Annotated in this window: 16 protein-coding genes and 2 rRNA genes; 14 read left to right on the top strand and 4 right to left on the bottom strand. The window is 68.7% G+C overall.

Annotated elements, in window-relative coordinates; translation table 11 throughout:
- Positions 1-4 precede the first annotated feature (4 nt).
- On the top strand, positions 5-2047 hold the full coding sequence (locus KIS93_RS14795) for a bifunctional rhamnulose-1-phosphate aldolase/short-chain dehydrogenase (RefSeq protein WP_080037027.1): 2043 nt from the start codon (positions 5-7) through the stop codon (positions 2045-2047).
- A 25-nt stretch (positions 2048-2072) separates the two neighbouring features.
- On the opposite strand, the gene KIS93_RS14790 is transcribed toward KIS93_RS14795, so the two are convergent.
- The gene (locus tag KIS93_RS14790) at positions 2073-2528 is read right to left on the bottom strand and encodes a hypothetical protein (RefSeq protein WP_230466002.1); all 456 of its coding nucleotides are present in this window, start codon (positions 2526-2528) and stop codon (positions 2073-2075) included.
- A gap of 231 nt (positions 2529-2759) precedes the next feature.
- Here KIS93_RS14790 and argC point away from each other — a divergent pair, with 231 nt between their 5' ends.
- Genes argC through KIS93_RS14745 form a run of 9 tightly spaced genes read left to right on the top strand, consistent with a single transcriptional unit; the run spans position 2760 to position 11816 of the window.
- The gene (gene argC, locus KIS93_RS14785; protein WP_080037028.1) at positions 2760-3791 is read left to right on the top strand and encodes an N-acetyl-gamma-glutamyl-phosphate reductase; all 1032 of its coding nucleotides are present in this window, start codon (positions 2760-2762) and stop codon (positions 3789-3791) included.
- Positions 3788-4939, top strand: a complete 1152-nt coding sequence (argJ, locus tag KIS93_RS14780) for a bifunctional glutamate N-acetyltransferase/amino-acid acetyltransferase ArgJ (protein WP_080037029.1) — start codon at positions 3788-3790, stop codon at positions 4937-4939. Before argC ends, argJ begins: the two co-directional genes overlap by 4 nt.
- Positions 4936-5811, top strand: coding sequence for an acetylglutamate kinase (argB, locus tag KIS93_RS14775; protein WP_080037030.1), 876 nt, complete (start codon positions 4936-4938; stop codon positions 5809-5811). The genes argJ and argB overlap by 4 nt, the downstream gene beginning before the upstream one ends.
- Positions 5808-6974, top strand: a complete 1167-nt coding sequence (locus KIS93_RS14770; RefSeq protein ID WP_080037031.1) for an acetylornithine transaminase — start codon at positions 5808-5810, stop codon at positions 6972-6974. The genes argB and KIS93_RS14770 overlap by 4 nt, the downstream gene beginning before the upstream one ends.
- Positions 6971-7894, top strand: a complete 924-nt coding sequence (gene argF, locus KIS93_RS14765; RefSeq protein ID WP_080037032.1) for an ornithine carbamoyltransferase — start codon at positions 6971-6973, stop codon at positions 7892-7894. Before KIS93_RS14770 ends, argF begins: the two co-directional genes overlap by 4 nt.
- Positions 7891-8397 (top strand): arginine repressor, encoded by a 507-nt coding sequence (locus KIS93_RS14760; RefSeq protein ID WP_155126573.1) that lies wholly within the window; start codon positions 7891-7893, stop codon positions 8395-8397. Before argF ends, KIS93_RS14760 begins: the two co-directional genes overlap by 4 nt.
- 19 nt (positions 8398-8416) lie before the next feature.
- Complete coding sequence (locus tag KIS93_RS14755) at positions 8417-9616, top strand: argininosuccinate synthase (protein ID WP_080037033.1); 1200 nt, start codon at positions 8417-8419, stop codon at positions 9614-9616.
- A 32-nt stretch (positions 9617-9648) separates the two neighbouring features.
- The gene (gene argH, locus KIS93_RS14750) at positions 9649-11070 is read left to right on the top strand and encodes an argininosuccinate lyase (RefSeq protein WP_080046510.1); all 1422 of its coding nucleotides are present in this window, start codon (positions 9649-9651) and stop codon (positions 11068-11070) included.
- Positions 11052-11816: a DNA-3-methyladenine glycosylase gene (locus tag KIS93_RS14745; RefSeq protein WP_080037034.1), complete on the top strand. Its 765-nt coding sequence runs from the start codon at positions 11052-11054 to the stop codon at positions 11814-11816. Before argH ends, KIS93_RS14745 begins: the two co-directional genes overlap by 19 nt.
- Here the strand turns inward: KIS93_RS14745 and KIS93_RS14740 are convergent.
- Entirely contained in the window at positions 11756-12055 is a 300-nt protein-coding gene (locus KIS93_RS14740) for a PH domain-containing protein (protein ID WP_206067740.1), read from the bottom strand. The genes KIS93_RS14745 and KIS93_RS14740 overlap by 61 nt on opposite strands.
- 189 nt (positions 12056-12244) lie before the next feature.
- Between KIS93_RS14740 and tyrS the strand changes: the two genes are divergently transcribed.
- On the top strand, positions 12245-13513 hold the full coding sequence (gene tyrS / locus KIS93_RS14735; protein WP_080037036.1) for a tyrosine--tRNA ligase: 1269 nt from the start codon (positions 12245-12247) through the stop codon (positions 13511-13513).
- A gap of 207 nt (positions 13514-13720) precedes the next feature.
- On the opposite strand, the gene KIS93_RS65145 is transcribed toward tyrS, so the two are convergent.
- Together KIS93_RS65145 and KIS93_RS14725 are read right to left on the bottom strand one after the other, a co-directional pair.
- A complete protein-coding gene (locus KIS93_RS65145) occupies positions 13721-15328 on the bottom strand; it encodes a glycosyltransferase family 39 protein (protein WP_230466003.1) in 1608 nt (535 codons plus the stop codon).
- A gap of 236 nt (positions 15329-15564) precedes the next feature.
- Positions 15565-15948, bottom strand: a complete 384-nt coding sequence (locus tag KIS93_RS14725; protein WP_230466004.1) for a PPOX class F420-dependent oxidoreductase — start codon at positions 15946-15948, stop codon at positions 15565-15567.
- Positions 15949-16057: 109 nt separating this feature from the next.
- Here KIS93_RS14725 and KIS93_RS14720 point away from each other — a divergent pair, with 109 nt between their 5' ends.
- From KIS93_RS14720 to KIS93_RS14710, 3 genes are all read left to right on the top strand, one after another.
- Complete coding sequence (locus KIS93_RS14720) at positions 16058-16501, top strand: MarR family winged helix-turn-helix transcriptional regulator (RefSeq protein ID WP_222107478.1); 444 nt, start codon at positions 16058-16060, stop codon at positions 16499-16501.
- A gap of 532 nt (positions 16502-17033) precedes the next feature.
- A 16S ribosomal RNA gene (locus KIS93_RS14715) occupies positions 17034-18554 on the top strand.
- Between the two features lie 283 nt (positions 18555-18837).
- Positions 18838-21512: ribosomal RNA gene (locus tag KIS93_RS14710) — 23S ribosomal RNA — on the top strand; the annotation flags it as partial.

Below are 21512 nucleotides of genomic sequence, written 5' to 3'. Positions count from 1 at the left end.
CATCATGTCCAACGTCATCAACGAGCTCCTCGAACGCTCCCACCGCCTCGGCGCCGACCCGCGCAACACCAACTTCGCCGGCGGCAACACCTCGGCCAAGGGCGCCGCGCCCGACCCCGTGACCGGGGAGGAGGTCGAGCTGCTGTGGGTCAAGGGCTCCGGCGGCGACCTCGGCACCCTCAAGCAGGCCGGCCTCGCCGTGCTCCGCCTCGACCGGCTGCGCGCGCTCAAGGGCGTCTACCCGGGCGTCGAGCGCGAGGACGAGATGGTCGCGGCCTTCGACTACTGCCTGCACGGCAAGGGCGGCGCCGCGCCGTCGATCGACACCGCCATGCACGGCCTGGTCGAGGCCGGCCACGTCGACCACCTGCACCCCGACGCGGGCATCGCGATCGCCACCGCCGCCGACGGCGAGGAGCTGACCAGGCGCGTGTTCGGCGACCGCGTCGTGTGGGTGCCGTGGCGGCGGCCCGGCTTCCAGCTCGGCCTCGACATCGCCGCCATCAAGGACGCCAACCCGCAGGCCATCGGCTGCATCCTGGGCGGCCACGGCATCACCGCCTGGGGCGAGACCTCCGAGGAGTGCGAGGCCCGCTCGCTGGAGATCATCCGCACCGCCGAGGCGTACCTGGCCGAGCACGGCCGCCCCGACCCGTTCGGCCCGGTCGTGCACGACCCGCTGCCCGAGGCCGAGCGGCACGCCCGCGCCGCCGCGCTCTTCCCGCTCATCCGGGGCCTGGCCTCGACCGACGTGCGCGTGGTCGGCCACTACACCGACACCCCCGAGGTGCTCGACTTCGTCTCCCGCGCCGAGCACCCGAGGCTCGCGGCGCTCGGCACCTCCTGCCCCGACCACTTCCTGCGCACCAAGGTCGCCCCGCTGGTGCTCGACCTGGCGCCGGACGCCCCGCTGGAGCAGGCCGCCGAGCGGCTGCGCGAGCTGCACGCCGCCTACCGCGCCGAGTACACCGCCTACTACGAGCGGCACGCCACCCCCGACTCGCCGCCCATGCGCGGCGCCGACCCGGCGATCGTGCTCGTGCCGGGCGTCGGCATGTTCTCCTTCGGCAAGGACAAGCAGACCGCCCGCGTGGCCGGCGAGTTCTACGTCAACGCCATCAACGTCATGCGCGGCGCCGAGTCCGTCTCCCGCTACGCCCCCATCCCCGAGTCGGAGAAGTTCCGCATCGAGTACTGGGAGCTGGAGGAGGCCAAGCTGCGCCGCATGCCCAAGCCCAAGCCCCTGGCCACCAGGGTCGCGCTCGTGACCGGCGGCGGCTCCGGCATCGGCGCGGCCACCGCCCGCCGGCTGGCCGCCGAGGGCGCGTGCGTGATCGTGGCCGACCGCGACCTCGGCGCGGCCGAGAAGGTGGCCGCCGAGATCGGCGCGAACGCGTACCGGGTCTCCGACGTCGCCGTGGCGGTCGGGGTGGACGTCACGTCGGAGGAGCAGATCACCGAGGCCGTACGCGCGGGCGTGCTCGCGTTCGGCGGCGTCGACCTCGTCGTCAACAACGCCGGCCTGTCGCTGTCGCGCTCCCTCCTGGAGACCACGCTGGCCGACTGGGACCTGCAGCACGACGTGATGGCGCGCGGCTCGTTCCTGGTCTCCCGCGAGACGGCCAAGGTCATGATCGACCAGGCCATGGGCGGCGACATCGTCTACATCTCCTCCAAGAACTCCGTCTTCGCCGGCCCGAACAACGTCGCCTACGGCGCCGCCAAGGCCGACCAGGCCCACCAGGTGCGCCTGCTGGCGGCCGAGCTGGGCGCCCACGGCATCCGCGTGAACGGCGTCAACCCCGACGGGGTCGTCCGCGGCTCCGGCATCTTCGCCTCCGGCTGGGGCGCCAACCGGGCGGCCGTGTACGGGGTGGAGGAGGAGAAGCTCGGCGAGTTCTACGCCCAGCGCACCCTGCTCAAGCGCGAGGTGCTGCCCGAGCACGTGGCCAACGCCGTCTTCGCCCTCACCGCGAGCGACCTGAGCCACACCACGGGCCTGCACATCCCGGTGGACGCGGGGGTGGCCGCCGCCTTCCTGCGCTAGCGGCCGGCCGGCCGCTGGGCGTCTGTCAGCTGTAGGCGGCCACCACGCCGACGACCATCACGATCGCTCCGGCCGCCGTGACCAGGATCCCTCCGATCACGGCGGCCCGGCTGCGCACGCCCCGCCAGTACAGGATCACGTACGGCAGGAACCCCAGCCCGCCCAGCCCGACCCCGGGCAGCGCGAGCGCGGCCAGCACGCCCCTGGTGCCGGCCGGCGCGGCCCGGTCGCCCTCCGGCGTGAGCTGGGCCCGCGTCAGGTCGCCCGGCTCCGAGTCGGGGGAGGCGGCCACCTCCACGGGCGTCTCCCCGTTGTCGGGGGTGAACCAGCCCCGGCAGTCGTACCGTCCCTCGCCCAGGTCCTCGCACGAGACGACCCGCAGCGTCCCGGGCGTGCCGGTCCGGCCGGTGGCCAGTTGCAGGTCTCCCACCGCTAAGGGCAGCGGCGCCAGGCAGATCGCCAGCCACAGCAGCACGAGCACGGCCCGCCCCCAGGGCCCGGGCCCCCTTCCGCGTGTACGCGGTGCCAATTCGGACAAGAACTCCGTCATGGCCTCCATCCTGCTGCCTGGATCTTGGAGCTCACCTGCAGGTGACAAGTCTCACGATCCGAGCGGCGCGGCGGCTCCGGCTTGCATGTTCATCCTCTAGAGTGCATCATCTTCACAAGCAAGGTCATGAGTGTTGATGCATAATCATGCAGGAGGGTCGCATTGAGGGCAGCGGTCGCGGGAGCCAGCGGCTACGCGGGAGGGGAGCTGCTCCGCCTCCTCCTGGGCCACCCCGAGTTCGAGATCGGCGCGCTCACCGCCGCCTCCAGCGCCGGCAGCCGCCTCGGCGCCCACCAGCCCCACCTGCCGCAGCTGGCCGACCGCGTCATCGACGACACCACCGCTGACGTGCTCGCCGGCCACGACGTGGTCTTCCTGGCCCTGCCGCACGGCCACTCCGGCGCCGTCGCCGCCCAGCTCGCGGAGCTCGGCGAGGACACGGTCGTGGTCGACTGCGGCGCCGACCACCGGCTCGCCGACCCGGCCGCCTGGCAGGAGTTCTACGGCGGCGAGCACGCCGGCACCTGGCCCTACGGCCTGCCCGAGCTGCCCGGCCAGCGCGACGTCCTCAAGGGCGCCAGGCGCATCGCCGTCCCCGGCTGCTACCCCACCTCCGTGCTGCTCGCCCTGACCCCGGCCTTCGCCGCCGGCCTGGCCGGGCCCGACGTGGTCGTGGTCGCCGCCAGCGGCACCAGCGGCGCCGGCAAGTCGCTCAAGCCCCACCTGCTCGGCAGCGAGGTCATCGGCTCGGTCAGCGCGTACGGCGTCGGCGGCGTCCACCGGCACACCCCCGAGATGGAGCAGGGCCTGTCGGCCGTCGCGGGCACGCCCGTCCGCGTCTCGTTCACCCCGACGCTGGCCCCCATGAGCCGCGGCATCCTGGCCACCTGCACCGCCCCCGCCGCGCCCGGCGTCACCCGCGAGTCGCTGCGGGCGGCGTACGAGAGCGCGCTGCGCGACGAGCCGTTCGTCCGGCTCCTGCCCGAGGGCGTCTGGCCCGCCACCTCCATGACCTACGGCGCCAACACCGCGGCGCTGCAGGTGACGCTCGACACCCGCGCCGATCGCGTCGTCGCCGTCATCGCCATCGACAACCTCACCAAGGGCACCGCCGGGGGCGCCCTGCAGAGCGTGAACCTCGCCCTCGGCCTGCCGGAAGAGCTCGGCCTCCCCACGACAGGAGTTGCTCCATGAGTGTCACTGCCCCCCTGGGGTTCAGGGCCGCGGGCGTCGCCGCCGGAATCAAGTCCGGCGGCGCCCGCGACCTGGCCCTCGTCGTCAACGACGGGCCCAGCCGCGCCGCCGCGGGCGTCTTCACCGCCAACCGCGTGAAGGCCGCGCCCGTGCTGTGGTCGCAGCAGGTCCTCGCGGGCGGGCGGCTGCGAGCGGTGGTCCTCAACTCCGGCGGCGCCAACGCCTGCACGGGCCCCGAAGGGTTCCAGGACACCCATGCGACCGCCGAGAAGGTCGCCGAGGCGCTGGACGACTCCGCGGGCGAGGTCGCGGTCTGCTCCACCGGCCTCATCGGCGAGCGGCTGCCGATGGAGGAGCTGCTGGCGGGCGTCGAGACCGCCGCGGGCCAGCTCTCCCGCGACGGCGGCCTGGCCGCCGCCGACGCCATCCGCACCACCGACACCGTCTCCAAGATCTCCTTCAAGCGCGGCACCGGCTACATGGTCGGCGGCATGGCCAAGGGCGCGGGCATGCTCGCCCCGGCCCTGGCCACCATGCTGTGCGTGATCACCACCGACGCCGACCTGACCAGCGAGGAGCTCGACGCCGCGCTGCGCAGGGCGACCTCGGTGACGTTCGACCGGCTCGACACCGACGGCTGCATGTCCACCAACGACACCGTGCTGCTGCTGGCCAGCGGCGCCGCCGGCGTCAAGCCCGACCTCGCCGAGTTCGGCCAGCGGGTCATCGACGTCTGCGCCGACCTGGCCAGGCAGCTCCTCGTGGACGCCGAGGGCGCCTCCAAGGCCATCGCCATCGAGGTGGTCGGCGCCGCCTCCGAGGACGACGCGGTCAAGGTCGGCCGCTCCGTGGCCCGGTCCAACCTGCTCAAGTGCGCCATCCACGGCGAGGACCCCAACTGGGGCCGCGTCCTGGCCGCCGTCGGCACCACCGACGCGGAGTTCGAGCCCGACCGGCTCAACGTGGCCATCAACGGCATCTGGATCTGCCGCGGCGGCGCCGTCGGCGACGACCGCTCCAAGGTGGACATGCGCCCCCGCGACGTGACGATCACCATCGACCTGTCGGCGGGCCCGCACACCGCCACCGTGCACACCACCGACCTGACGGCCGACTACGTGCACGAGAACTCGGCGTACTCCTCATGAGGCTGACCACCGCGCAGACCAAGGCCGAGGCGCTGATCGAGGCGCTGCCCTGGCTGACCCGCTTCCACGGCGCCACCGTCGTCATCAAGTACGGCGGCAACGCCATGACCGAGGAGGCCCTCAAGGAGGGCTTCGCCGAGGACGTCGTCTTCCTGCACCAGGCGGGCCTGCGCCCGGTCGTCGTGCACGGCGGCGGCCCCCAGATCAGCGACGCGCTGAACAAGGCGGGCATCGCCTCCACGTTCACCGCCGGCCTGCGGGTCACCACGCCCGAGGCCATGCAGGTCGTCCGGATGGTGCTCACCGGCCAGGTCAACCGCGACATCGTCGGCCTGGTCAACCGGCACGGCCCGTTCGCCGTCGGCATGTCCGGCGAGGACGCCCACCTGTTCACCGCCGTGCGCAAGCACGCCATCGTGGACGGCGAGCCGGTCGACATCGGCCAGGTCGGCGAGATCATCAAGGTCGACCCCGGCGCCGTGAACGCCCTGCTCGACAACGGCCGCATCCCGGTCATCTCCAGCGTCGCCAGGGGCGACGACAACGAGATCTACAACGTCAACGCCGACACCGCCGCCGCCGCGCTGGCCGTGGCGCTCCAGGCGCAGAAGCTGATCGTGCTGACCGACGTCGAGGGCCTGTACGCCAGCTGGCCCGACGACACCGACGTCATCGACCTGCTCACCGCCGACGAGCTCGAAGCGATGCTGCCCACACTGTCCAGCGGCATGGTGCCCAAGATGGAGGCGTGCCTGACGGCCGTGCGGGGCGGGGTGCCGCGGGCCCACGTCCTCGACGGCCGCGTGCCCCACTCCCTGCTGCTGGAGATCTTCACCAATGAAGGAATCGGAACGATGGTGATGCCCTCATGAGCCTGTTCGAAAGGTTCGAGAACGCTTTCATGCCCAACTACGGCGTCCCCCCGGTCGCCCTGGCACGAGGCGAGGGCTCCCGCGTGTGGGACGTCGACGGCAAGGAGTACCTCGACTTCATCGCCGGCATCGCGACCAGCTCCCTCGGCCACGCCCACCCGGCCCTGGTCGAGGCCGTCTCCCAGCAGGTCGCCACGATCGCGCACACCAGCAACCTGTTCCTGCACGAGCCCGAGGTGCTGCTCGCCGAGCGGCTGCTCGCCCTGCTCGACACCCCCGCCCGCGTCTTCCTCGCCAACTCAGGCACCGAGGCCAACGAGGCCGCCTACAAGCTGGCCCTCAAGTACGGCAGGCGCGAGGGCCGCTCCTACTTCGTGGCCGCCGAGAACGGCTTCCACGGCCGCACCATCGGCGCCCTGTCCCTGACGGGCAAGAAGGCCATCCGCGACCAGTTCGGCCCGTTCCCCGTGCCCGTCCGGTTCGTCCCGTACGGCGACGCCGACGCGCTCAAGGAGGCCGTGACCGGCGACTGCATCGCGGTCTTCCTGGAGCCCACCCAGGGCGAGGCCGGCGTCGTCCCGCCGCCCGACGGCTACTTCGAGGCGGCCCGCGAGATCTGCGACTCCACCGGCGCGCTGCTGGTCGCCGACGAGATCCAGTCGGCCATCGGCCGCTCCGGCCACTGGTTCGCGCACCAGGCCGACGGCGTCACCCCCGACATCCTCACCCTGGCCAAGGGGCTGGGCGGCGGCCTGCCGATCGGCGCCTGCGTCGGCTTCGGCGACGTGGGCAAGCTGTTCGAGAAGGGCGACCACGGCTCCACGTTCGGCGGCAACCCGGTCTCGTGCGCCGCCGCGCTGGCCGTGCTCGACCACGTCGACCTCGACCACGTCCGGGCCATGGCCGCGCGGCTGCGCGGCGGCCTGGAGTCCGTGCGCGACCCGCTGCTCAAGGGCGTGCGCGGGCGCGGCCTGTGGCTGGCCGCCGTGCTCGCCGAGCCCCGCTCGGCCCAGGTCCAGCAGGCCGCCGCGAACGCCGGCTTCCTGGTCAACGCTTTGCAACCGGACGCCGTGCGCATCGCCCCCCCGCTCGTCGTGACGGCCGAAGAAGTGGACGCGTTCGTGTCCGCCTTCCCCGCGATCCTGTCGGAGGCAGCCAAATGACCGTCAGACACTTCCTGAGGGACGACGACCTCACGCCCGCCGAGCAGGCGGAGGTCCTCGACCTCGCCGCCGCCATGAAGAAGGACCGGTTCGGCTACCGGCCCTTCGAGGGCCCGCGGAGCGTCGCCGTCCTGTTCGACAAGCCGTCGGCCAGGACCCGCGTCTCCTTCCACACCGGCATCGGCGAGCTCGGCGGCCTGCCGCTGATCGTCGACAACGTCTCCGTCCTCATGGGCCGCGGCGAGCCGACCGCCGACATCGCCCGCGTGCTGGAGCGGCAGGTGGCCGCCATCGTCTGGCGCACCACCGGCCAGGAGCTGATCGAGGAGATGGCCGCGCACTCCCGCGTGCCGGTCGTCAACGCGCTCACCGACGAGTTCCACCCCTGCCAGATCCTGGCCGACCTGCAGACCGTCCAGGAGCGGCTGGGCCGCACCGCCGGGCTCACGCTCACCTACGTCGGCGACGGCGCCAACAACATGGCGCACTCCTACCTGCTCGGCGGCGCCACCGCCGGCATGCACGTCCGCGTCGCCGCCCCGGCCGGCTACCAGCCCGACGCGGTCATCCTCGACCAGGCCGCCGCCATCGCCGCGAAGACCGGCGGCTCGGTGGTCGCGCTGTCGGACCCGGCCGCCGCCGCCGAGGGCGCCCACGTGATCGCCACCGACACGTGGGTTTCGATGGGCCAGGACGGCAAGGAGGAGCGGATGGCCGCCCTCATGCCGTACCAGGTGAACGCGGAGCTGCTCGCGCACGCCGCCCCCGACGCGATCGTCCTGCACTGCCTGCCCGCCTACCGCGACCACGAGATCACCCCCGAGGTGCTCGACGGGCCGCAGAGCGTCGTGTGGGACCAGGCGGAGAACCGCTTGCACGCCCAAAAGGCCCTTTTGCACTGGCTAGTCTCTCGCCCATGACGATCCCGATGACCAAGGCCGCGCGGCAGGCGAAGATCACCGACCTGCTGCAGCGGAAGGCCGTGCGCTCCCAGCCCGAGCTGGCCAAGCTGCTCGCCGAGAGCGGCGTGGAAGTGACGCAGGCCACGCTCTCGCGTGACCTCGACGAGCTCGGCGCGCTCAAGCTGCGCGCCGACGACGGCTCCCTCGTCTACGCGCTGCCCGGCGAGGGCGGCGGCCGCATCCCGCTGACCCGCCTGGGCACCGGCGAGAGCCCCGCCGCCCGCCTGCACCGCATCGCGGAGGAGCTGCTCGTCGGCGCGGAAGCTTCGGCCAACCTGGTCATCGTACGGACACCGCCGGGCGCGGCACAGTTCCTCGCCTCGGCCATCGACCACGCCGACTGGGAGTCGATCCTCGGCACGGTCGCGGGCGACGACACCATCCTCGTGATCAGCCGCGACCCGGCCGGCGGCCACGCCCTCGCCGAGGCGCTGCTGAAGGCCGCCGACCGGCGGAGCTAGACGACTTGGAGATCACACCATGCCCGACAGAGTAGTGCTCGCCTATTCGGGCGGCCTCGACACCTCGGTCGCCATCCCGTACCTCGCCGAGAAGATGAACGCCGAGGTCGTCGCCGTCGCCGTGGACCTCGGCCAGGGCGGCGAGGAGATGGAGGCCGTCCAGAAGCGCGCCCTCGACTGCGGCGCCGTCGAGTCCGTCGTGGTGGACGCCAAGGAGGAGTTCGCGGCCGACTTCTGCGTGCCCGCCCTCCAGGCCAACGCGCTCTACATGGACCGCTACCCGCTGGTCTCCTCCCTGTCGCGGCCGCTGATCGTCAGGCACCTCGTCTCGGCCGCCCGGCGGTTCGGCGGCACGATCGTCTCCCACGGCTGCACCGGCAAGGGCAACGACCAGGTCCGCTTCGAGGCCGGCCTCGCCGCCCTGGCCCCCGACCTCCAGGTGATCGCCCCCGCCCGCGACTTCGCGTGGACCCGCGACAAGGCCATCGAGTACGCCGAGGCCAAGGGCCTGCCCATCGAGACCTCGAAGAAGAACCCGTTCTCCATCGACCAGAACCTCTGGGGCCGCGCCGTCGAGACCGGCTTCCTCGAGGACATCTGGAACGGCCCCACCGAAGAGGTGTACTCCTACACCGCCGACCCGAAGCAGCCGCGCGAGCCCGACGAGGTCGTCATCACCTTCGAGCGGGGCGTCCCCGTCAAGCTCGACGGGCGGGCGCTCACGCCGTACCAGATCATCGGCGAGCTCAACCGGCGCGCCGGCGCGCAGGGCGTCGGCCGCGTCGACATGGTCGAGGACCGTCTGGTCGGCATCAAGTCGCGCGAGGTGTACGAGGCGCCCGGCGCCATCACCCTCATCGCCGCCCACATGGAGCTGGAGAACGTCACCGTCGAGCGCGACCTCGCCCGCTTCAAGCGCGGCGTCGACCAGCGCTGGAGCGAGCTCGTCTACGACGGCCTGTGGTTCTCGCCGCTCAAGAACGCGCTCGACGCGCTCATCGCCGACGCGCAGAAGCACGTCAACGGCGACATCAGGATGACGCTCCACGGTGGGAGCGCCACCGTGACCGGCCGCCGCTCCGAGGACTCCCTGTACGACTTCTCGCTCGCCACGTACGACACGGGCGACACCTTCGACCAGTCCCTGGCGAAGGGCTTTGTCCAGCTGTTCTCCCTGCCCGCTAAGATCGCGGCGGCCCGGGACGCGAGGAAGGGCTGAGTTGCACTATGGTCTCGGGGGACGCGAAGGAGATGACGGTGAGTGATGGCAAGCCGATGCGGCTGTGGGGCGGACGCTTCGAGAGCGGCCCGTCCGACGCGCTGGCCCGGCTGTCGGTGAGTGTGCACTTCGACTGGCGGCTGGTGCCGTACGACCTGGCGGCGTCCAGGGCGCACGCCCGCGTGCTGCACAGGGCGGGGCTGCTGACCGCCGACGAGCTCGAGCGCATGATCGGCGCGCTCGACGACCTGGAGCAGGCGTGCAAGGCCGGCGAGTTCCGGCCCACGGTCGCCGACGAGGACGTGCACACCGCGCTGGAGCGCGGCCTGCTGGAGCGGCTCGGCTCGCTCGGCGGCAAGCTCCGCGCCGGCCGCTCGCGCAACGACCAGATCGCCACCGACCTGCGCCTGTATCTGCGCGACCACGCCCGCTCGGTCGTCTCCCGGCTGGTCGAGCTGGAGACCGCGCTGATGGCCCAGGCCGAGCAGCACGCCGAGACGGCCGCGCCCGGCATGACCCACCTGCAGCACGCGCAGCCCGTCTCCTTCGGCCACCAGCTCCTGGCCCACGTGCACGCCTTCGCCCGCGACGTCGACCGGCTCACCGACTGGGACAAACGCGCCGCGATCTCCCCGCTCGGCGCCGGCGCCCTCGCCGGCTCCTCGCTGCCGCTCGACCCGCAGGCCGTCGCGGAGGAGCTCGGCTTCAGTGCCGCCGCCCCCAACTCGATGGACGCCGTCGCCGACCGCGACTTCGCCGCCGAGTTCCTCTTCGACGCGGCCATGATCGGCGTGCACCTGTCGCGGCTGGGCGAGGAGATCGTCCTGTGGGCCTCGCAGGAGTTCCGCTGGATCGAGATGGACGACGCCTACTCCACCGGCTCGTCCATCATGCCGCAGAAGAAGAACCCCGACGTGGCCGAGCTGGCCCGCGGCAAGTCCGGCCGGCTCATCGGCAACCTCATGTCGCTGCTGACCACGCTCAAGGGCCTGCCGCTGACCTACAACCGCGACCTCCAAGAGGACAAGGAGCCGGTGTTCGACGCGGTCGACACGCTGCTGCTCGTCCTGCCCGCGATGGCCGGCCTGGTCGCCACCATGCGGGTCAACACCGCGCGCATGGAGGCCTCCGCCCCCGACGGCTACGCCCTGGCCACCGACCTGGCCGAGCTGCTGGTGCGGCGCGGCGTGCCGTTCCGCGAGGCGCACGAGGCCGTCGGCCACCTCGTCGTGTGGTGCCAGGTCAACGACAAGGACCTCGGCGAGCTCACCGACGACGAGCTGGCCAAGGTCTCCCCGCACCTCACCCCCGACGTGCGCGGCGTGCTCAGCGTGCCCGGCGCGCTGGCCGCCCGCAAGGCCCACGGCGGCACCGCGCCCGACCGCGTCCGCGACCAGCTCGTCGCGCTGCGCGAGGCCGTCGACGCCCAGGCGGCATGGGCCGCGGGGAGCTGAGCTTCGACTGGGGCGGCGCCGGGCTGAGCCCCGCGCCGCTGCCGCGGAGCTTCTTCGACCGGCCCTCCCCCGAGGTGGCGCCCGACCTGCTCGGGCGCGTGCTCGCGCACGGCTCCGTCGCCGTGCGCCTCACCGAGGTCGAGGCGTACGGCGGGCCCGGCGAGGACCCGGCGGCGCACACGTACCGGGGCAGAACGCCCCGCAACGCCGTCATGTTCGGCCCGCCGGGGCACCTGTACGTGTACTTCACCTACGGCATGCACTTCTGCGCGAACCTCGTCTGCCTGCCGGAAGGCTCCGGCTCGGCCGTGCTGCTGCGCGCGGGCGAGGTGGTGGCAGGGCTGCCGGAGGCGCGCCTGCGCCGCTCGCCCGGTGCGTCCCAAGGTGAAGCCGGTTCCGACGGCGGCGTCCGTCCTGCCGGCAGGCGGGTCGCCGACCGGGATCTGGCGCGCGGCCCCGCCCGGCTCGCCGTGGCGCTCGGGCTGGTGCGCGAGCACAACGGCCTCGACACCATCCTGGAAGGCTCGCCCGCCGGACGCCCGCACGACTCGCTCACCGTGCTCGAAGGCCGCCCCGCCGACCCCGCGCTGATCAGGTCAGGGCCGCGCACCGGCGTCTCGACCGCCAAGGAGACCCCGTGGCGGTTCTGGATCGACGGCGACCCCACCGTGTCGCCGTACCGCGCTCACGTGCCGCGCCGCCGCAGCGCCGCCGCCACCTCCGTGGGAGAGGCGCCCAGGTCGTGAGGGCTGAAGATGTGCAGGTCGTCGCCGGTGTCGATCTCCAGCATCTCGCTGCGCAGCCCCCAGCGCCTGCGCACGTCCACCTTGACGTCCCAGATCGCCTCCCACGGCACGTGCCGCCGGCCCGCGAACCCGTGCACGACGGTGATGCCGCTCGGGTCGGCCGCCAGCCGTACGGGGACGAGCAGGTCACGCAGCCCCATCCCGCCCACCAGCACGGCCGCGGGGACGGCCAGGATCACACCCCGGAAATCATCCCCGAACCACCAGTAAACGCCGAGCCCGGCACATACCAGAGCCCCTAAGATCTTGAAAACGGCCAGCTCGCGACGGACCCTCCACATGGACACCCAGCGTATCCAAGTGGCGCGCATCCGCACCGATCGGGCAGGCTAAAGGCATCCGCATCCGAACAGGAAAGCCAGATCACCGTGACCGACATCCTTGACGACCTCGCGTGGCGAGGCCTGATCGCCCAGTCCACCGACCTCGACGCCCTGCGCGCGTCCATGGCCAAGGCACCGATCACGGTCTATTGCGGCTTCGACCCGACGGCGGCGTCCCTGCACGTCGGCCACTTCGTGCCGCTGCTGACGCTGCGCCGCTTCCAGCTCGCCGGCCACAACGCGATCGGCCTGGTCGGCGGCGCCACCGGCCTCATCGGCGACCCGAGCGGCCGCAACACCGAGCGCTCGCTCAACTCCACCGAGGTCGTCGCCGAATGGGTCGAGCGCCTGCGCGGCCAGGTCGGCAGGTTCCTCGACTTCGATGAGTCCCGCCCCAACCCGGCCCGCCTCGTCAGCAACCTCGACTGGACCGGCGAGCTGAGCGCCATCGCGTTCCTGCGCGACATCGGCAAGCACTTCCCGGTCAACCGCATGCTGGCCAGGGAGTCCGTCTCCGCCCGCCTGGCCGGCGAGGGGCTGAGCTACACCGAGTTCAGCTACCAGATCCTGCAGTCCAACGACTTCCTGGAGCTGTACCGCCGCTACAACTGCACCCTGCAGATCGGCGGCAGCGACCAGTGGGGCAACATCACCGCCGGCGCCGACCTGATCCGCCGCGTCGAGGGCGCGCACGTCCACGTGATCACCCAGCCGCTGATCACCAAGGCCGACGGCACCAAGTTCGGCAAGACGGCGGGCGGCGCGCTCTGGCTCGACCCCGCCATGACCTCGCCGTACGCCTTCTACCAGTACTTCCTCAACTCCGACGACCGCGACGTGATCCACTACCTCAAGGTGTTCACGTTCCGGAGCCGTGAGGAGATCGAGCAGCTGGAGAAGGCCGTCGCCGAGCGCCCCTTCGCCCGCGAGGCCCAGCGCACGCTCGCCGAAGACCTCACCGAGCTGCTGCACGGCCGGCAGGAGCTGGACGCGGTGCTCGCCGCCTCCAAGGCCCTGTTCGGCCAGGGCGCCCTGGAGGAGCTGCCCGCCGCCACTCTGGAGGCCGCGCTCGCCGAGGTGCCCAAGGCCGCCGTGCCCGCGCTCGGCGCCTCCTTCGTCGACCTGCTGGCCGACAGCGGGCTGGTCGAGTCGAAGTCGGCGGCGCGGCGGGCGGTCAAGGAAGGCGGCGCCTACCTCAACAACCGCAAGATCACCGACGAGTCTTACGTGCCGGCGGCCGAGGACCTCCTGCACGGGCGGTTCATGGTGCTGCGGCGCGGCAAGAAGTCGATCGGCGGCGTCACGGTCGGCTGACCGCCTCTCCCGCGAGCAGCGGGCCCTCCGTTCCGTACGGACGGAGGGCCCGTTTCGTTTTTACGGGGCGGCTCCCGCGGGGCTTTGGCATGCATCGGTCGGGAGCTTTCTCGTGCACCGGCCGGAAGCTTTTCGCATGCATCGGCCGGGAGCTTTCGCGTGCATCGGCCGGGAGCTGTTCGCGTGCACCGGCCGGGGCTCCCGACTTCAGCGGCGGGTGAACAGTGCCACCGTCAGCCCTGGCAGATTCCCGGAGTGCTTGGCCAGGCTGAGCTCGAACCCCGCCTTCTCCACTTCCTTCACCCGCGCGACGGAGTTCCCTTTCAGCCCCGACTGCTTCGTCCCCCGCCACACGACCCAAACCCGCTCGCGCCCCTCCAGCGCCCCCGAGACATCGGACCCCTCCGGGTACCCGAACCCGTCCGGATCCGGCGCACTCCCCGCCAGCAGCACGTCCGCCGGCATGAGGGAGTCGGCGTAGTACTCGAAGCCCGCCCGCAACTGGCTCTGCCCGTAGACGATCGCGTCCTCCGGCTCGGCCTTGATCACGCGCAACGCCCACGGGATGTTCTCGAACCGGCCGTCCTCCTCCCGTACCTCCGCGTGCTCGGGAAAGGCCAGCGCGAACCCGGCGACCACGACCAGCACCGCCGCCACGACCTGGAACCGGGGCAGTCCGGCCACCGCCAGCCCGGCCAGCAGCGCCAGCGCGGGCGCCGTCACGAACAGGTACCGGTCCACGTACGCCGGCGTCAGGAGCAGCGACACCGCGAGCAGCAGCACGGGAGGCAGCACCAGCCACCCGGCCAGCACCGCCGCCCACACCTTGCCCGCCTTTCCTGCCTGCTCCGCCTGGTCCGTGTGGTTCGCACCGTCCGCCTGGTTCACCTGGTCCGCGTGGTTCGCACCGTCCGCCTGGTTCACCTGGTCCCCGTGGTTCGCACCGTCCGCCTGGTTCACCTGGTCCGCGTGGTGTGCACCGGCCGACTGGTTCGACGCGCGCCAGAGCACCGCGACCCCGGCCAGCGCCATCACGAACAGCACGATCCCGAGCGTGTTGGCCCCCGCCGCCATCTTGGGGAACTTCAGCCACACCTCCGGCCCCCGCTCCGGGATCCAGCTGATCGCGTGCCGCTCGCCGTACCCGATCAGTCCCAGCACGGCGGCGGGCACACACCCCACGGCCAGCGCGCCCAGCATCCGCACCGCCACCGCCCGCCGCAGCAGCAGGAGCTGCGCGGGCAGCACGAGCACCGCGAACAGGTGCGTGGAGCAGACGAGCGCGACCGCCACCCCGTACAGCACCCACCGCCGCGCGGCGCCCGGCCGTTCGAGCGCGCGGTGCAGCGCCCAGAACGAGAGCACGACCGCGGCCGCCGCGAACGCGTACGACCTGGCGAAAGCCCCGTAGTAGGACACCGAAGGCAGGATCGCGAAGATCCCCGCCCCGATCACCCCGGCCCGCACGCTGTGCAGCCGCCGGCCCAGATCTACCAGGAACCAGGCCGCCACCCCGATCGCCAGCGCCGACGGCAACCGCAACCACAGCTCCGACGTGCCCGCCTTCGCCCAGAAGTGCATGAACAGGTAGTAGGGCAGGAAGTGTCCGTCGATGTGCCGGGCCAGTTCGATCATCCCGGACAACGAGCGCGAGGCGGCGCTGATCGTCGCGAGCTCGTCGCCGTTCAGCGTGGCGGAGCCCGTACCGGAGAACCCGGCGACCGCGCCGACCAGCGCCATCCACCAGGGGGACGAGGTACGGAGGCGTTCGGCCGGGCGGCGAGCCGGGGGAGCGAGTGTGGCGGCAGTGGTCACCGGGGCAGGATACGCGTGATGTGCCCCGGTGCATGGTGAATGTGATCGTTCAGCCGCTCATGGGACCCCCGCGGCGATCGTCGGTCTCATGGGACGCCCGCGGCGATTGTCCGTCTCATGGGATGCCCGCGGCGATTGTCCGCCTCCGTCCCCGCGAGACCTCCGACCTCCAACGTCCGCATGACGGGCGCGCCCGCTCCTACCCCTTGGTCGCGCTTCGTCCGCTCATCTCCGCGTCACTGCTGCGTCGTCCGCGTCGGCTTCACCACGATCACGACCCGCCGCTCGGCGTCACCCAGCGGAGGCTCGTACGCCAGCCCGTACCGCTTGGCCAGCACGTCGAAGAAGGTGCCCGACGGGTCGGGCTCGACCCGCTCGACGACGCCGCGGATCTCCAGGTACCGGTACGGCTTCTCCGGGTCGTTGATGGAGACCGCGACGTTCGGGTTCTGCTGGACATTGCGGCACTTGCGGCGATCCGTCGTGGTCGTGAACCGCAAGTACTCGCCGTCCCAGATCGTCCAGACCGGATTCACGTTGGGCGTGCCGTCGGGACCGATCGTCGCCAGGTGGGCGAACAGCGGACGGGTCAGCAGGTCAAGGTGGCTTTCCGGGATCACTCGCAACCTTCTCTCAGGTATCTCTTGCTTCCACTTACGGACGGCACAGTATCAAAACCTTGATGGCCATCAGAGTTGGTACTCCCGTATGAGGTTGTACGCTCACTTCATGGGCATGCCTGCGGACGAACGACTCGGTCTCGACATCAAGCGGGCCGAGCAGGCGCTGATCGCCGCCAAGCAGGCAGCCGTACGCCCGGCCGGCCTGACCGTCCCCCAGTACGCGACCCTGCTCGCCCTCGCCGGCAACCCCGGCATCTCGGGTGCTGCCCTGGCCCGGGTCTGCCTGGTCACGCCCCAGGCGATGACCGTGGTGCTCAAGAACCTGGAGGAGCGCGGGCTCATCGAACGCTCCCCGCATCCCTGGCACCGCAGCGTCCTGGAGACCCGGCTCACGGAGACCGGAAGAGCGGCGCTGGAGGCGGCGGACGAGCGGGCCGTGGTGATCGAGCGCGCGATCGCGGCCGAGTTCAGCGCGGAGGAGCGGAAGACGCTGCGGGGCTTGCTGGCCCGCTGCAACGACGCCATCGCCCGGGCCGCGTCCGAGCTGTGAAGGTGCGCCCCTGATGGGCGGTATCTCCGGGCGACCGCGCGAGGCGATTTGACGTCTCGCGGATCGCGACCTAATCTTTCACTTCGCCCCGGGGAGTGAGCCGGACGCCGGTCAGGCGGACGGGCCCTCAGGGCAAGCCCCTTGAAACAACGAGCCATCCCGGCAGAGCCGCTTCGGCGCGCTCCCGCATGGGCGGCTTCTGGGCGTGCGCGCATCACCGGAAAAATCGGTTGATTCGACACGGGCCGGATGCCACGGTAAGTTACGAGGGTTGCCTCGGAAACGGGGCACACAATCTTGGAAGATCGACTCGCTTCCCGTCAAGTCGCTGAACTTGACAAGGAGCTTGGATGTCGGATAAGATTGAGAAGAGCGAGATAGCGCCTCCGCGCCAGGGTTCAGGAAACTGAATTCGAGCCGGATGAACGCGTCCGTTTCTTGAGAACTCAACAGTGTGTTAAAAGCCAGTGCATGATTTTCATGCAACACCTCGTCAAGTATTGACGATTTGCTTGGATTAGTTTCCAGACATTGTTTGGAGAGTTTGATCCTGGCTCAGGACGAACGCTGGCGGCGTGCTTAACACATGCAAGTCGAGCGGAAAGGCCCTTCGGGGTACTCGAGCGGCGAACGGGTGAGTAACACGTGAGCAACCTGCCCCTGACTCTGGGATAAGCCCGGGAAACTGGGTCTAATACCGGATACGACCACCTCCGGCATCGGGTGGTGGTGGAAAGTTTTTTCGGTTGGGGATGGGCTCGCGGCCTATCAGCTTGTTGGTGGGGTAGTGGCCTACCAAGGCGACGACGGGTAGCCGGCCTGAGAGGGCGACCGGCCACACTGGGACTGAGACACGGCCCAGACTCCTACGGGAGGCAGCAGTGGGGAATATTGCGCAATGGGCGGAAGCCTGACGCAGCGACGCCGCGTGGGGGATGACGGCCTTCGGGTTGTAAACCTCTTTCAGCAGGGACGAAGTTGACGTGTACCTGCAGAAGAAGCGCCGGCTAACTACGTGCCAGCAGCCGCGGTAATACGTAGGGCGCAAGCGTTGTCCGGAATTATTGGGCGTAAAGAGCTCGTAGGTGGCTGGTCGCGTCTGCCGTGAAAGCCCGCAGCTTAACTGCGGGTCTGCGGTGGATACGGGCCGGCTAGAGGTAGGTAGGGGCAAGTGGAATTCCTGGTGTAGCGGTGAAATGCGCAGATATCAGGAGGAACACCGGTGGCGAAGGCGGCTTGCTGGGCCTTACCTGACGCTGAGGAGCGAAAGCGTGGGGAGCGAACAGGATTAGATACCCTGGTAGTCCACGCTGTAAACGTTGGGCGCTAGGTGTGGGACCCTTCCACGGGTTCCGTGCCGGAGCTAACGCATTAAGCGCCCCGCCTGGGGAGTACGGCCGCAAGGCTAAAACTCAAAGGAATTGACGGGGGCCCGCACAAGCGGCGGAGCATGTTGCTTAATTCGACGCAACGCGAAGAACCTTACCAAGGTTTGACATCACCCGGAAAGCTCTGGAGACAGAGCCCTCTTCGGACTGGGTGACAGGTGGTGCATGGCTGTCGTCAGCTCGTGTCGTGAGATGTTGGGTTAAGTCCCGCAACGAGCGCAACCCTTGCTCCATGTTGCCAGCAGGCGCTTCGGCGTGCTGGGGACTCATGGGGACTGCCGGGGTCAACTCGGAGGAAGGTGGGGATGACGTCAAGTCATCATGCCCCTTATGTCTTGGGCTGCAAACATGCTACAATGGCCGGTACAGAGGGTTGCGATACCGTGAGGTGGAGCGAATCCCTAAAAGCCGGTCTCAGTTCGGATTGGGGTCTGCAACTCGACCCCATGAAGTCGGAGTCGCTAGTAATCGCAGATCAGCAATGCTGCGGTGAATACGTTCCCGGGCCTTGTACACACCGCCCGTCACGTCACGAAAGTCGGCAACACCCGAAGCCCGTGGCCCAACCAGCTTGCTGGGGGGAGCGGTCGAAGGTGGGGCTGGCGATTGGGACGAAGTCGTAACAAGGTAGCCGTACCGGAAGGTGCGGCTGGATCACCTCCTTTCTAAGGAGCACTCTCACCCGTCACCGGCGCACGATCGGTGGGGTGACAGCTCACTAGTGGAGCACTGGCTATTCGGTGCAGCGGGGTCGCTGCCTGGCAAGTACCGCCCTTCGGGAGTGGAACGGCAGGTTCAGGGATCACGGGGCATCGGACACACTGTTGGGTCCTGAAGGAACGGGCGACCGGTTCTTCGGAGACAGGACCAGCGAGCATCCCTTTGGGGGTGGGAGCTGGTTTGCTGTTTGTTGTTTGAGATTTGCATAGTGGACGCGAGCATCTTTGTGGCCAAGTTTTTTAGGGCACACGGTGGATGCCTTGGCATCAGGAGCCGATGAAGGACGTGGGAGGCTGCGTTAAGCCTCGGGGAGTCGCCAACCAGACGTTGATCCGGGGATGTCCGAATGGGGAAACTAGCACCAGTCATGTGGTGTTGCCTCCGCCTGAATGTATAGGGCGGTTGGTGGTAACGCGGGAAGTGAAACATCTCAGTACCCGTAGGAAGAGAAAACAAGAGTGATTCCGTGAGTAGTGGTGAGCGAAAGCGGATGAGGCTAAACTGGGCGTGTGTGATAGCCGGCAGGCGTTGCATGTCCGGGGTCGTGGGACCTTCTGGGTCGATCTGCCGGTCGGCCAAGCAGTGATAAATCTGTCTGATAGTTGAAGCCTCTGGGAAGGGGCGCCGTAGACCGTGAGAGCCGGGTAGGACGAAATCGGATGGACTGCTGGAGGGGATCCCAAGTAGCACGGGCTCGAGGAATCCTGTGTGAATCTGCCAGGACCACCTGGTAAGCCTAAATACTCCCTGATGACCGATAGTGCACGAGTACCGTGAGGAAAGGTGAAAAGTGCCCCGGTGAGGGGTCGTGAAATAGTACCTGAAACCGTGTGCCTACAAGCGTAGGAGCTTACATCAGCTTGCTGGTGTGTGATGTGACTGCGTGCCTTTTGAAGAATGAGCCTGCGAGTTATGGTGTGTGGCGAGGTTAACCCGTGTGGGGAGCCGTAGCGAAAGCGAGTCTGAAGAGGGCGTTTGAGTCGCATGCTGTAGACCCGAAGCGGGGTGATCTACGCATGGGCAGTTGAAGCTCAGGTAAGACTGGGTGGAGGACCGAACCCACCAGGGTTGAAAACCTGGGGGATGATCTGTGTGTAGGGGTGAAAGGCAATCAAACTCCGTGATAGCTGGTTCTCCCCGAAATGCATTTAGGTGCAGCGTTGCGTGTTTCTTGCCGGAGGTAGAGCACTGGATGGCCGATGGGCCCGACAAGGTTACTGACGTCAGCCAAACTCCGAATGCCGGTAAGTGAGAGCGTGGCAGTGAGACTGCGGGCGATAAGGTTCGTAGTCGAGAGGGAAACAGCCCAGATCACCGACTAAGGCCCCTAAGCGTGTGCTAAGTGGGAAAGGATGTGGAGTCGCAGAGACAACCAGGAGGTTGGCTTAGAAGCAGCCACCCTTGAAAGAGTGCGTAATAGCTCACTGGTCAAGTGATTCTGCGCCGACAATGTAGCGGGGCTCAAGTACACCGCCGAAGTCGTGGCACTGACAGCTTTGTGCTGTTGGTGGGTAGGGGAGCGTCGTGCAGCCGGCGAAGCAGCAGAGTGATCTAGTTGTGGAGGCTGTGCGAGTGAGAATGCAGGCATGAGTAGCGAATCGAGGGTGAGAAACCCTCGCGCCGGATGACCAAGGGTTCCTGGGCCAGGCTAATCCGCCCAGGGTAAGTCGGGACCTAAGGCGAGGCCGACAGGCGTAGTCGATGGACAACGGGTTGATATTCCCGTACCCGCTTCAATGCGCCCATACTGAACCCCTTGATACTAAGAGTCCTTAACTCGCTAAAGCCTTTCGGGCGGGTCAGAGTGAACGCTCGGCCTGATTGGGTAGTAGGTAAGCGATGGGGTGACGCAGGAAGGTAGTCCAGCCCAGGCGATGGTTGTCCTGGGGTAAGCATGTAGGGGAACGTAGGCAAATCCGCGCCATGTGCCTGAGATGTGATGCCGAGCCGATTGTGGTGAAGTGGATGATCCTATGCTGCCGAGAAAAGCCTCTAGTGAGTGTTGTGGCGGCCCGTACCCTAAACCGACTCAGGTGGTCAGGTAGAGAATACTAAGGCGATCGGGTGAACTGTGGTTAAGGAACTCGGCAATTGCCCCCGTAACTTCGGGAGAAGGGGACCTCTGCTGGTGATGAGTCTTGCACTCGGAGCTGGTGGGGGTCGCAGTGGCCAGGGGGAAGCGACTGTTTACTAAAAACACAGGTCCGTGCGAAGTCGTAAGACGATGTATACGACTGACGCCTGCCGGTGCCGGAACGTTAAGGGGACCGCTTAGCCGCAGCAATGTGGCGAAGGTGAGAACTTAAGCGCCGGTAAACGGCGGTGGTAACTATAACCATCCTAAGGTAGCGAAATTCCTTGTCGGGTAAGTTCCGACCTGCACGAATGGCGTAACGACTTCCCCGCTGTCTCAACCGCAGACCCGGCGAAATTGCACTACGAGTAAAGATGCTCGTTACGCGCAGCAGGACGGAAAGACCCCGGGACCTTCACTACAGCTTGACATTGGCGTTTGGAGCGTCTTGTGTAGGATAGGTGGGAGACTGGGAAGCTCGGACGCTAGTTCGGGTGGAGTCATTGGTGAAATACCACTCTGGTCGTTTTGAACGTCTAACTCTGGTCCGTGATCCGGATCGGGGACAGTGTCTGGTGGGTAGTTTAACTGGGGCGGTTGCCTCCTAAAGGGTAACGGAGGCGCCCAAAGGTTCCCTCAGCCTGGTTGGCAATCAGGTGTTGAGTGTAAGTGCACAAGGGAGCTTGACTGTGAGACTGACGGGTCGAGCAGGAGCGAAAGCTGGGACTAGTGATCCGGCATCGGCGTGTGGAAGCGGTGTCGCTCAACGGCTAAAAGGTACCCCGGGGATAACAGGCTGATCTTCCCCAAGAGTCCATATCGACGGGAT

This window comes from [Actinomadura] parvosata subsp. kistnae (assembly GCF_900323885.1).
Classification (GTDB): domain Bacteria; phylum Actinomycetota; class Actinomycetes; order Streptosporangiales; family Streptosporangiaceae; genus Nonomuraea; species Nonomuraea composti.
This window is presented reverse-complemented; position numbering and strand designations above follow the sequence as displayed.